The following is a 12,092-nucleotide window of genomic DNA, read 5'->3' as shown; positions in this document are numbered from 1 at the left end:
ACGAGCGGCCACCGCACGAAGCCACCGCCGCGCTTGCGCGCAAAAATGCCGCACGAGTTCCGGCGCTCCTTTCTTGCGGAGGGAAATAGAGTATGGTTTGAACCACCCTTGAATTGTCCGGGATTCCCGTCCCGGCATTGTTCGACATTCTTGCGGTCCGATCGCGAGGAACTGGGAGATGACGAGGGCGATGAGAAAATTCCTGGCAACCGCCAAAATCATAGCTAGTGCCGCCGCCACGTTGTTTGCCGCTGCATCCGCTCATGCAGCCCAGCCCCAACCTTGGGAGACCAGTTTTCAGCCTCCGGCGACCGACATTATGAGGCAGATCGAGTGGTTCGGGAACTATTCGTTCGCGTTCATCATTGTGATCACCGCCTTGGTGCTTTTTCTGATCGCCTACTGCATTTTGAGGTTCCGGGCGAGCGTCAACCCGACCCCGTCGCGCACCAGCCACAACACGCTGATCGAGGTCATCTGGACTGTCGGTCCCGTCGTTATCCTGCTCTGTCTCGCCATTCCCTCGTTTCAGCTGCTGACCGCGCAATACACGCCGCCGGAAGAAGCCAAGCTGACCGTCAAGGCGACGGGCAATCAGTGGAACTGGGATTACGAATACCAGATCGATAACACGCTTTCCTTCAATTCCGCGATTCTTCAGGATGCCGATAGGGCTGCTGCCGGCAAGGAAGATCGCGCCGTCTATCCACGCTTGCTCGCCGTCGACAATGAGATGGTGGTGCCGGTCAACACCATGACCCGCGTGCTGGTGACGGCGACCGACGTCATTCACGCCTTTGCCATGCCGTCCTTCGGCATCAAGACCGACGCGGTTCCGGGCCGCATCAACGAGGTCTGGTTCAAGGCCGACAAGGAAGGCCTCTATTACGGCCAATGCTCGGAACTCTGCGGCAAGGATCATGCCTTCATGCCGATCGCCATTCGCGTCGTCTCCGATGCGCAATACAAGACCTGGCTGGCGGCAGCTAAGACCGACCTTCCTGGCGCCAACAAGGCGCTGATGGCCGCGGTCGATGCCACGAACAAGGTAGCGGCCGCCGGCAACTAATGCCGCGACCAGATAAAGATTCAGGGAACGGAGCCGACCATGGCAGACGCTGCAGCTCACGACGACCACGACCACAAGCCGTATCATGGCTGGGTCCGGTGGGTGTATTCGACCAACCACAAGGACATCGGTACGCTTTATCTGATCTTCGCGATCATGGCGGGCTGCATCGGTGGCGCCTTGTCGGTCGTCATGCGCATGGAATTGCAGGAGCCGGGCATCCAGATCTTCACCGGCCTCGCACAGATGGTCTACGGCATGAACGGTGACGCCGCCATCGACGGCGGCAAGAGCATGTACAATGCCTTCACCACGGCGCATGCCCTGATCATGATCTTCTTCATGGTGATGCCGGCGCTGATCGGCGGCTTTGCCAACTGGATGGTGCCGATCATGATCGGCGCACCGGACATGGCGTTCCCCCGCATGAACAACGTCTCGTTCTGGCTGCTGCCGCCGGCTTTCATCCTGCTGATTATCTCGGCCTTCGTCCCGAGTGCGCCTGGCGCCTATGGCGTCGGCGGCGGCTGGACGCTTTATCCGCCGCTGTCGACATCGGGCCAGCCCGGACCGGCCATGGACCTTGCGATCCTTTCAATCCACATCGCCGGCGCCTCCTCGATTCTTGGCGCCATCAACTTCATCACCACCATCTTCAACATGCGCGCGCCCGGCATGACCATGCACAAGATGCCGCTGTTCGCCTGGTCGGTGTTGATCACCGCCTTCCTGCTGCTGCTGTCGTTGCCGGTGTTGGCCGGCGGCATCACCATGCTTTTGACCGACCGCAATTTCGGCACCACCTTCTTCGCCCCGGACGGCGGCGGCGATCCGATCCTGTTCCAGCACCTGTTCTGGTTCTTCGGCCATCCAGAGGTCTATATCCTGATCCTGCCGGGCTTCGGCATCATCAGCCATATCATCTCGACCTTTTCGAGAAAGCCGGTGTTCGGCTATCTCGGCATGGCCTATGCGATGGTTGCCATCGGCGCGGTGGGCTTCATCGTCTGGGCCCACCACATGTACACAACGGGCCTGTCGCTCGACACCCAGCGCTATTTCGTCTTCGCCACCATGGTCATCGCGGTGCCGACAGGCGTGAAGATCTTCTCGTGGATCGCCACTATGTGGGGCGGGTCGATTTCGCTCAAGACCCCGATGTTGTGGGCAATCGGCTTCATCTTCCTGTTCACCGTTGGCGGCGTCACCGGCGTGCAATTGGCCAATGCCGGCCTCGACCGCCCGCTGCACGACACCTATTTCGTGGTCGCGCACTTCCACTACGTGCTGTCACTGGGCGCGGTCTTCGCCATCTTTGCCGGCTGGTACTACTGGTTCCCGAAGATGACCGGGTACATGTATTCGCCGGTGATCGCCAACACCCACTTCTGGGTCACTTTCGTCGGCGTCAACCTGGTCTTTTTCCCGCAGCACTTCCTCGGTCTCTCCGGTATGCCGCGTCGCTATATCGACTATCCGGATGCCTTCGCCGGCTGGAATATGGTGTCGTCCTACGGCTCGTACATCTCGGCTGTCGGCGTCGTCATCTTCCTCTTCGGCGTCTTCGAGGCGTTCCAGAAGAAGCGGGTCGCCGGCGCCAATCCTTGGGGCGAGGGTGCGACCACGCTGGAATGGCAGCTGCCTTCGCCGCCGCCGTTCCACCAGTGGGAACAGTTGCCGAAGATCAAGTAGGCGGTTGCCTCCTTAATACGGAACCGCCGGCCCGCCCGGTGGTTTTGGCCAACGGAATGATGGACTTTAAGTACGCATGGCCCTTGCCGAAGACAGACTGATTGACGAGCCGGGCTTCCGCATGTCGGAAGCGACGGCGGGCGATTTCTTCGCCCTGCTGAAGCCGCGCGTCATGTCGCTGGTGGTGTTCACTGCGTTTGTCGGCATGGTCGCCGCCCCGGTGACCATCAATCCGCTGCTGGCGGTGATCGCGATCCTGTCGATCGCCATCGGCGCGGGCGCCTCCGGTGCGCTCAACATGTGGTATGACGCAGACATCGATGCGGTGATGACGCGCACCGCCAGCCGTCCCGTGCCGGCCGGCCGCATCCGGCCAGGCGAGGCATTGAGTTTCGGGTTGGTGCTGTCGGTTCTGTCGGTGATGACGCTGGGCGTGCTGGTCAACTGGTTGGCAGCATCGCTTCTGGCCTTCACCATCTTTTTCTATGCCGTCATCTATACGATGTGGCTGAAGCGCTGGACGCCGCAGAACATCGTCATCGGTGGGGCTGCCGGTGCCATTCCGCCGGTCATCGGCTGGGCGGCGGTAACCGGATCGGTCAGTCTCGAAAGCCTTGTGTTGTTCCTGATCATCTTCCTGTGGACGCCACCGCATTTCTGGGCGCTCGCGCTCTTCAAGTCGGAGGACTATGCGAAGGCAGGCATTCCGATGATGCCGAATGTCGCTGGCCAGGCCTCGACCAGACGCCAGATCTTCGCCTATGCGCTGGTCCTCGCACCGGTTGGCGTGCTGCCTTGGGTTCTCGGCTTCACCACGCCGGCCTATGGCATCGTTGCGTTGCTCCTCGGCGCCGGCTTCGTCTGGTATGCGTGGAAGGTGCTGCAAATGGCCGATGACGATCGGGCGATGAAGCCGGCCAAGGCCTTGTTCGGCTATTCGCTGCTCTATCTCTTCACCATCTTCGCCGCCTACCTTGGCGATTGCGTCGTCGCGCGCGCGCTGACCATCGGTGGAGCATGAGCATGGTCGAAAAGAAGCTTGAACTGGTCACGCTGACCGAACGTCAGCAGAAGGCCCGCCGCAATCGCTCGGCCGCAATCGGTTTCGCGCTGGCGGCGCTGGTCGTCATATTCTATGTCGCGACCATCGTGAAATTTGGTCACAGTCTCACCGGCTCGATGTGAGCTGAATATGACCAGGCAAACAGTCACCGATCCTGCGAAGAAGAATACGAACCGCGTTGTCGCCGGCGTCTGCATCGCCTTCTTCGGCGGCATGATCGGCATGGCCTACGCCGCGGTGCCGCTCTATGCGATGTTCTGCCAGGCGACAGGCTACGGCGGCACGGTCAAACGGGCGACCCAGCAATATGCCGATCGGGTGCTCGACCGCGACATCACCATCCGCTTCGATGCCAACACCGTCGGCGTTCCCTGGCAATTCCAGCCGGTCGCCCGCTCGATCACCATCAAGATCGGCGAAACCGCCGAGGCGCATTACAGCGCGACGAACAAATTCAGCCGGCCCATCACCGGACGCGCCACCTTCAACGTGCAGCCGGAACTGGCCGGGCCTTACTTCAACAAGGTCGAGTGTTTCTGCTTCACCGACACAACGCTGAAGCCGGGCGAGACGCTGGACATGCCGGTCGTGTTCTATGTCGATCCCGACATCGTCAACGCGCCGGAATTGAAGGATTTGAGGACGATTACCCTGTCCTACACGATGTTCCCGGTCGACAAGACCAAGCCGGTCGCATCATCGGTGCCGGCCGACGGCCGCCGCAACAAGATTTCAGATACCGAAGCAAGCCTCGGGGGTTGATATGGCAGACGCACACGCAAAACCACAGCATGACTATCATCTCGTCGACCCGAGCCCGTGGCCTTTTCTGGGCTCCGTCGGAGCGCTGGTGACCGCGATCGGCGGCGTCTGTTATATGCAGTATCTCAAGGGCGGCGATTTCCCGATTTTCGGCTTCAACATCGCCAATCCGTGGCTGTTCTTCATTGGCCTTTTGATCGTCATCTACACAATGTTCGCCTGGTGGTCTGACACCATCAAGGAGGCGCATGAGGGTCGCCACACCCGCGTCGTGTCGCTGCATCTGCGCTACGGCATGATCATGTTCATTGCCTCCGAGGTGATGTTCTTCGTCGCCTGGTTCTGGGCCTTCTTCGACGCCAGCCTGTTTCCGGGCGAGGTCCATCAATACGCCCGCACCGCCTTCACCGGCGGCGTCTGGCCGCCCAAGGGCATCGAAGTTCTCGACCCGTTCCACCTGCCGCTTTACAACACCGTCATCCTGCTTCTGTCGGGCACCACGGTGACCTGGGCGCATCACTCGCTCATCCACGGCGACCGCAAGGGGCTGATCAACGGCCTGGTGCTGACCGTCGGCCTCGGCATGCTGTTCACCATGGTGCAGGCCTACGAATACATGCACGCGCCGTTCGGCTTCAGGGATTCGATCTACGGCGCCACCTTCTTCATGGCGACCGGCTTCCATGGTTTCCACGTCATCATCGGCACTATCTTCTTGGCTGTCTGCCTGATCCGCGCCGTGAAGGGCGACTTCACGCCCAAGCAGCATTTCGGCTTCGAGGCGGCCGCCTGGTACTGGCACTTCGTCGACGTGGTGTGGCTGTTCCTGTTCGCCTCGATCTATGTCTGGGCCTCGAACGGCGCGATGATCGAACCGCACTGACAACTGCTTGAGGGTAATCGACAAGGCGGCTGCGGCGACGTGGCCGCCTTATCTTTTGCGGCTAACCGCAGTAAGATTGCATAAGCGTGATCCCGAACCGAAGGTCAGCGTAGCAAAAAGCGGACCGGTTTTCGGACGAGGTCATGCTTCAAGGAATTGCATGAGCGACGACAAGGCAATCTGGCCACCAATCGATCCGATCTCGGCCGGCCTGCATGGCCGCTGCCCCCGCTGTGGCGAGGGCAAGCTGTTCTCCGGGTTCCTCACGGTCGGCAATCGCTGCACCAATTGCGGCCTCGATTATTCCTTCGCCGATGCCGGTGACGGGCCGGCGGTGTTCGTTATCCTGATCATCGGCTTCATCGTCGTCGGCCTGGCGCTGTGGATGGAGGTGACGCTCAATCCGCCGCTCTGGCTGCACCTGTTGCTATGGATTCCGTTGACGCTGGTGCTTTGCCTGGCGGCGCTCAGGCTGATCAAGGGCGTGCTGCTGACGCTGCAATACCGCAACCAGGCGGCCGAGGGCCGGCTGGACCGCGGCGAATGAGCGAGGCCTTCGATTCGGTGGTCGGCCATTCGCGGCCGAAGCGCGCATTGGCGCTCGGCTTGGGTATCGTCCTGTTTTTGATCCTGCTGGCGCTCGGCACCTGGCAGGTTCAGCGCCTGCACTGGAAAGAGGGTCTTTTGCAGACGATCGACCAGCGCACGCATTCGGCGCCTGTGCCGCTGGCCGAAGTCGAAAAGCGGTTTGGCGCCACCGGCGACGTGGACTACACGCCGGTGACGGTGACCGGCGCTTTCCTGCATCGAGGCGAACGGCATTTCCTCGCTACCTGGGAAGGCCAGTCCGGCTTCGATGTCTTCACGCCGCTGCAGCTCGATGATGGCCGTTTCGTGCTGATCAACCGCGGCTTCGTGCCTTACGATTTTAAAGCCCCCGCCAAGCGGCCGCGGGGACAGGTGACGGGCAAAGTGACGGTGACTGGGCTCGCCCGCAACCCACTGCCGGCCAAGCCCTCGATGATGCTTCCCGACAATGATCCTGGGAAGAACATCTTCTACTGGAAGGATCGTGACGCGATGGCCTCGAGCGCCGGCCTGCCGGCCGGCGCCGGGTTGGTGCCGATCTTCATCGATGCGAACGCCACGTCCAACCCCGGCGGGCTGCCGGTCGGCGGCGTCACCGTCATCGACCTGCCGAACAGCCATCTGCAATATGCGATAACCTGGTACGGCCTTGCCGCGGCGCTTGCTGGCGTCCTCATCTCCTGGTTCCGCCGTCCGGCGAAAGACCAATGATCGCCGCCACTACCCTTGACAGGGCAGGGCAGCACACTTCATTTCGCGCCTTGAGTTCAGTCACGATCCGATCAACCGGCCCGCAATCATGCTTCAGACAAAGCCACCGCTGACCATCCGGCTCTGCCAGCCGCGCGGCTTTTGTGCCGGCGTCGACCGTGCCATTCAGATCGTCGTGCTGGCGCTGAAGAAATACGGCGCGCCGGTTTATGTCCGCCACGAGATCGTGCACAACCGCTACGTCGTCGAAGGGCTGCAAAGCCTCGGTGCGGTGTTCATCGAGGAGCTCTCCGAGATTCCGCCCGAGCATCGCCAGAGCCCAGTCGTCTTTTCGGCGCATGGCGTGCCGAAATCGGTGCCGGCCGACGCCCAGGCCCGCAACCTGTTCTATCTCGACGCGACTTGCCCACTGGTCTCAAAAGTTCACAAGCAGGCGATGCGCCATCAGCGGCTTGGCCGCCACGTGCTTTTGATCGGCCACGCAGGGCATCCGGAGGTGATCGGCACGATGGGCCAGTTGCCGGATGGTGCGGTCACGCTGATCGAGACGGAAGCCGACGCCGCAAGCTTCGTGCCCGCCGACCCGCAAGCGCTCGGCTTCGTTACCCAGACGACGCTGTCGGTCGAGGACACCGCCGGCATCATCCGCGCCCTGCAGCAACGTTTTCCCGAGTTGCATGCAGCGGCGGCGGAATCGATCTGCTACGCCACCACCAACCGCCAGGAGGCGGTCAAGGAGACCGCGGCCGGCGCCGATCTCTTCCTGGTCGTCGGCGCCCCCAACTCGTCCAATTCGCGGCGTCTTGTCGAAGTGGCCGAGCGCGCCGGCGCCTCGATGTCGCTTCTCGTGCAGCGCGCCTCGGAAATCCCGTGGACTGACATTGCCGGCATTTCGACGCTCGGACTGTCGGCCGGTGCGTCAGCTCCGGAGATCATCGTCGACGAGATCGTCGATGCCTTCCGGCAGCGCTTCGACGTAACCATCGAGCTGGCGGTGACTGCGACGGAAACGGAGGATTTTCCAGTGATGCGGGTGCTGCGCGATGTCGAACTGACGGCGGCCGACATGGCCTTCGTCAATGGGGCCGCGTAGGGACCATGGCCGTCTATACCGACGTCAATGAGGGCGAGCTCGGCGCCTTCCTCAAGAACTATCCGGTCGGCGATCTCTTGTCCTACAAGGGCATCGCCGAAGGCACCGAAAACTCGAATTTTTTACTGCACACCAGCAGCGGCTCCTACATCCTGACGCTTTACGAGAAGCGCGTCGACAAGGCTGACCTGCCGTTCTTTCTCGGCCTCATGGCCCACCTCGCAAGAAAGGGCATTTCGTGCCCGCTCCCGGTCACCGCGCATGATGGCGGTGTGATTGGAACGCTTGCCGGCCGGCCGGCGGTCATCATCACCTTTCTCGAAGGCCTGTCGCTGCGGCGGCCGACGGCCGCGCATTGCGCAGAGGTCGGCAAGGCGCTGGCGGCACTACATCTTGCCGGGGCGGACTTCCCGATGACCCGTCCGAACGCCCTTGCCATCGATGGCTGGCGCAAGCTATGGAACGCCGCCCGCGCGCGCGCCGACGAGGTCGAGCCGGGACTGGCCGCCGAGGTCGATGCCGATTTCGCCGACTTCGAGCGGAACTGGCCGAAGGGTCTGCCGCAAGGCATCATCCATGCCGATCTTTTCCCGGACAATGTCTTTTTCCTCGGCGAAAAACTGTCCGGGCTGATCGACTTCTATTTCGCCTGCAACGATCTCTACGCCTATGACGTCGCCACCTGCCTCAACGCCTGGTGTTTCGAGAAGGATTTCTCCTTCAATCTGACCAAGGGCACAGCGCTGCTTGCCGGCTACCAAAGCGTGCGGCCGTTGAGCGGCGACGAGAAAGCTGCGCTGCCGATGCTGGCGCGCGGCTCGGCGCTGCGCTTCATGCTGACCCGGCTCTATGACTGGCTGACCGTTCCCGATGGCGGGCTGGTGATGAAACGCGACCCGACCGAGTATATCCGCAGGATGCGATTCCATCGGGCGATCAGGTCTCCCTCGGAATATGGATTGGCATGAGCAAACACGTTGAGATTTTCACCGACGGTGCCTGTTCGGGCAATCCCGGCCCTGGCGGCTGGGGCGCGATCCTGCGCTTCAACGGCACCACCAAGGAGCTTTCCGGCGGCGAGGCGGAGACGACCAACAACCGCATGGAGCTGCTCGCTGCCATCTCGGCGCTGAATGCGTTGAAGGAACCCTGCACGGTCGACCTTCATACCGACAGCAAATACGTCATGGACGGCATTTCCAAGTGGATCCACGGTTGGAAGAAGAACGGCTGGAAGACCGCCGACAAGAAGCCGGTCAAGAACGGTGAACTCTGGCAGGCGCTGGACGAGGCCAACAAGCGTCACAAGGTGACCTGGAACTGGGTCAAGGGCCATGACGGCCATGTCGAGAACGAGCGCGCCGACCAACTCGCGCGTGAAGGCATGGCGCCGTTCAAGAAAGGTCCGGTCAAGCCTGCCACGCCGCCAAAGCCAGCCGAGCAGGCAAAACAGCCGGCAGTCGCGAAGGCGCGGCGCTCGACCCAGAGCTATTGAGTTCCAGGAGCTGGCTCGCTCTCAGGCAGGGAACCTCGATCATGCCGGTTCTGTATTATGTCACCCATCCCCAAGTTCAGGTCGATGCCAACATTCCCGTGCCCGAATGGGGGCTGTCCGATATCGGGCGAGCAAGAACATCTGCAATGCTCGACCAGCCGTGGGTTGGGTCGATCCGGCGGATCGTGTCGTCGGGTGAACGCAAGGCGATAGAAACCGCCGAGATACTCGGAAGGCATCTCCGCCTTGCAGTCGAGGTGAGGGAACGGATGCATGAGAATGACCGATCGGCAACCGGTTTCCTGCCGCCATCGGAATTCGAAGCGGTCGCCGACCAATTCTTCGCCAATCCAAACAGCAGCATTCGTGGATGGGAGCGAGCTATCGATGCCCAGCGTCGTATTCTAAGCGAGGTGGACACTGTGCTAGGCACCGACGCCGCTGTCGACGTTGCTTTCATAGGTCACGGAGGTGTCGGAACGCTCCTGCTGCTCTCTTTGAGCGGTCGGGAAATCAGCCGCGAGGCGGATCAGCCAGCGGGCGGCGGGAACTACTTCGCATACGATATCAGCGCGCGTCGCGTTATCCATGGATGGCAGCCGATCGACAGGCCGACGCAGCGCCGCGACGGTTAATTACCTATCGGATCAGCAGGGCGGTGCCGAACAGTCCGAGCGCGAACACCGTGTGCGACACAAGATTGAGGGCGCGGACCTGCATCGGATTGGGCCGCTTCGAAGCGGCCCAGCCGGCACCCATGCCGGGCGCCAGCAGAAACCAGCCGGCGCCGACGGTGACGATGCCGAGGACAAAGGCCGGCAGGAAGGTCGGCGCGGCGAGCCAGGCCGTTCCGGCCAGCACGACCAGTATGATGCCGTAGACGATGCCGACAGCATAATGAAAGGCCCAGCCAAGCGCTGATTCATGCGCATAGGGCGAGGCCTCGCCAATGTCGTCATGGAAGACCTTGCCTTCCCTGAGATGCCAGACCCAGCGGCCGACCAGCCCCCAGTTCGGCCGCGGCTGAGCAAACGCCCTGTTCAGGAAAATCGCCCAGACATCCATAAGCGCGGTTGCGCCGATACCGATCGCGACAGCGCGCCAAAAGATGTCAGACATAATCCAGGTCCCCAGAAGCAAGCAGTCCCGAAGGGCCGACGCATGGCCCTGAAAACCGGGTCGGCTTTCGGAAGGATCATGCGCCGATGCAAAGGCAGCATCCTTTCGACGCGCAGCGCTCGAAGGCGACCGCCGCCGTCCCTGGCCTATGCTGTCGCCAAGACGGAAAGCTGTCCGAGAATGTGAGCAGCGCCGGATTCGTCGACGCCGGGCTTTGTCTCGACATTGAGCGAGGTGACCTTGCCGTCATCGACGATCATCGAAAAACGCCTCGAGCGCAGCCCCATGCCGCCGCCGGAGAGGTCGGCGTCGAGACCGACCGATTTGGCGAAATCGCCATTGCCATCGGCAAGATAAAGGATTTTGCCTTCACCGCCGCTGAAGCGGGCCCAGGCCCCCATGACGTGAACATCGTTGACCGAGACGACGGCGATAGTATCGACGCCGCGCGCCAGGATAGCGTCGTAATTATCCAGGTAGCCCGGCAGATGATTGTTGCTGCAGGTCGGCGTGAAGGCGCCTGGAACGCCAAACAGCACGACCTTCTTTCCTAAGAATATCTCGCCCGTCGTGATCGGCTTTGCACCGTCGGCGGTCATTGTCTTGAACGTCGCATTGGGCAGTTTGTCGCCAACGGAGATCGTCATGATGGTCCTCGCTTGAGAATGGAAAGGGAGTGTCCTTGCGATAGCGAACTAAGGCGCGCCCGGCAACCGTCCAGACGTTGGCATCACGGAAAAGGCAGCAGGCCTTCGACCGCGCCAGCGGCACTTGTCAGTGTGTAGTGAAGGCCGCCATCGGTTGGCGTTGTCGACGGCCTGTCGAGGATCGGCACCGTAAAGATCAGCTTGCCATCCTTTTCGCTGCGCGCCGGGGCACCGAACATGTAGTCGCGTTCGCCGGCAACGAAGAAGTCGGCGGCCTCGGGAGTGCCCGGAAAGCTCGCTTCGACAATCAGCGTTTCGTGGTCGCCCGGCAGTACGTTTATGCCGAAATCGGGCGTTGCCGTGGCGGGCAGGGTTGCAAGGCCTGCCTTGACCAGTGCCGCATCCTCGGCGTTGTCGGGATCGGCGCCGGGATCGACGGTCAGCCTTGTCTGCACCGGGATGCAGATGGTTTCGCAAATGCCGAGGAAGATGTCCGCATCGATGACGGCCGGCTGGCCGGGCGCGGCAAGCGTGAACGTCACCGGCAACGAAACCGGGTGGTCGTAGCCGGCCCATTTGCCATAGCCGTCATCATGGCGCTGCGGCGGCGGAAACGAAAGCGTCGCGTCGGCAATGTTGGTGCTGGCCGAGACGTCTATCTGTGGTGGCACGCCCGCATCGCCCGGGTCGCGCCAATAGGTCTTCCAGCCGGGCTTCAGCGCAATGTCGAGGACGCCCTGGAGACGCCCGGCCTCGTCGGCTTTGCCGCTCGTCACCAGCCGCACCCTGCCGCCTTCGCTGTTGTACCAGGCCGACGAGGAGGCTGAGGCGGGGAGGCCGGTCGCCGATCCAATGGCCACGCTAAGCAGCAGGATTTTCAAGCTTTGCATGGCGATGATTTGATCGTCTGTTGATGGCCGCACAATGATTTCATGACGCCGCCGGCATCATATTTGCGTGACCTTCGGCT

The 12,092-nt window shown here is 61.8% G+C and carries 15 protein-coding genes; 12 read left to right on the top strand and 3 right to left on the bottom strand.

What is annotated here, in order from left to right:
• Positions 1–190 precede the first annotated feature (190 nt).
• The 12 genes from coxB to NKJ08_RS25735 all read left to right on the top strand — a co-directional run bounded on the left by coxB (position 191) and on the right by NKJ08_RS25735 (position 9,991).
• Positions 191–1,069: a cytochrome c oxidase subunit II gene (gene coxB / locus NKJ08_RS25790; RefSeq protein ID WP_352784006.1), complete on the top strand. Its 879-nt coding sequence runs from the start codon at positions 191–193 to the stop codon at positions 1,067–1,069.
• 39 nt (positions 1,070–1,108) lie between these two features.
• Positions 1,109–2,761, top strand: a complete 1,653-nt coding sequence (ctaD, locus tag NKJ08_RS25785; protein ID WP_023716920.1) for a cytochrome c oxidase subunit I — start codon at positions 1,109–1,111, stop codon at positions 2,759–2,761.
• Between the two features lie 76 nt (positions 2,762–2,837).
• The gene (locus NKJ08_RS25780) at positions 2,838–3,782 is read left to right on the top strand and encodes a heme o synthase (protein WP_352784004.1); all 945 of its coding nucleotides are present in this window, start codon (positions 2,838–2,840) and stop codon (positions 3,780–3,782) included.
• Positions 3,779–3,946, top strand: a complete 168-nt coding sequence (locus NKJ08_RS25775) for a cytochrome c oxidase system small membrane protein (protein WP_502896141.1) — start codon at positions 3,779–3,781, stop codon at positions 3,944–3,946. The genes NKJ08_RS25780 and NKJ08_RS25775 overlap by 4 nt, the downstream gene beginning before the upstream one ends.
• A 7-nt stretch (positions 3,947–3,953) precedes the next feature.
• Entirely contained in the window at positions 3,954–4,586 is a 633-nt protein-coding gene (locus NKJ08_RS25770) for a cytochrome c oxidase assembly protein (protein ID WP_352526976.1), read from the top strand.
• A gap of 1 nt (position 4,587) precedes the next feature.
• Positions 4,588–5,469 (top strand): cytochrome c oxidase subunit 3, encoded by an 882-nt coding sequence (locus NKJ08_RS25765; RefSeq protein WP_352526977.1) that lies wholly within the window; start codon positions 4,588–4,590, stop codon positions 5,467–5,469.
• A 160-nt stretch (positions 5,470–5,629) separates the two neighbouring features.
• Positions 5,630–6,016, top strand: a complete 387-nt coding sequence (locus tag NKJ08_RS25760) for a DUF983 domain-containing protein (protein WP_352526978.1) — start codon at positions 5,630–5,632, stop codon at positions 6,014–6,016.
• Positions 6,013–6,768 (top strand): SURF1 family protein, encoded by a 756-nt coding sequence (locus NKJ08_RS25755; protein WP_352526979.1) that lies wholly within the window; start codon positions 6,013–6,015, stop codon positions 6,766–6,768. Before NKJ08_RS25760 ends, NKJ08_RS25755 begins: the two co-directional genes overlap by 4 nt.
• Positions 6,769–6,856: 88 nt before the next feature.
• Positions 6,857–7,861 carry a 4-hydroxy-3-methylbut-2-enyl diphosphate reductase gene (gene ispH / locus NKJ08_RS25750; RefSeq protein WP_352526980.1) on the top strand — a complete coding sequence of 335 codons (1,005 nt, stop codon included), beginning with the start codon at positions 6,857–6,859 and terminating at the stop codon, positions 7,859–7,861.
• Positions 7,862–7,866: 5 nt separating this feature from the next.
• Entirely contained in the window at positions 7,867–8,829 is a 963-nt protein-coding gene (locus NKJ08_RS25745; protein ID WP_352784000.1) for a homoserine kinase, read from the top strand.
• The gene (gene rnhA / locus NKJ08_RS25740) at positions 8,826–9,356 is read left to right on the top strand and encodes a ribonuclease HI (RefSeq protein WP_352783998.1); all 531 of its coding nucleotides are present in this window, start codon (positions 8,826–8,828) and stop codon (positions 9,354–9,356) included. Before NKJ08_RS25745 ends, rnhA begins: the two co-directional genes overlap by 4 nt.
• A 41-nt stretch (positions 9,357–9,397) precedes the next feature.
• Entirely contained in the window at positions 9,398–9,991 is a 594-nt protein-coding gene (locus NKJ08_RS25735) for a histidine phosphatase family protein (RefSeq protein WP_352783996.1), read from the top strand.
• Between the two features lie 4 nt (positions 9,992–9,995).
• Here NKJ08_RS25735 and NKJ08_RS25730 read toward each other — a convergent pair whose 3' ends face one another.
• The 3 genes from NKJ08_RS25730 to NKJ08_RS25720 form a co-directional block, all read right to left on the bottom strand.
• The gene (locus NKJ08_RS25730; RefSeq protein ID WP_352783994.1) at positions 9,996–10,475 is read right to left on the bottom strand and encodes a DUF2938 domain-containing protein; all 480 of its coding nucleotides are present in this window, start codon (positions 10,473–10,475) and stop codon (positions 9,996–9,998) included.
• Positions 10,476–10,621: 146 nt separating this feature from the next.
• Positions 10,622–11,122, bottom strand: coding sequence for a peroxiredoxin (locus NKJ08_RS25725; protein WP_352526984.1), 501 nt, complete (start codon positions 11,120–11,122; stop codon positions 10,622–10,624).
• 83 nt (positions 11,123–11,205) lie between these two features.
• The gene (locus tag NKJ08_RS25720; protein WP_352777889.1) at positions 11,206–12,012 is read right to left on the bottom strand and encodes a protein-disulfide reductase DsbD domain-containing protein; all 807 of its coding nucleotides are present in this window, start codon (positions 12,010–12,012) and stop codon (positions 11,206–11,208) included.
• Positions 12,013–12,092 lie beyond the last annotated feature (80 nt).

It is taken from the genome of Mesorhizobium sp. M0244 (assembly GCF_040321795.1).
Classification (GTDB): domain Bacteria; phylum Pseudomonadota; class Alphaproteobacteria; order Rhizobiales; family Rhizobiaceae; genus Mesorhizobium.
Note: the sequence above shows the minus strand (reverse complement) of the source record. Positions and strands in the feature narration are given on the sequence as shown.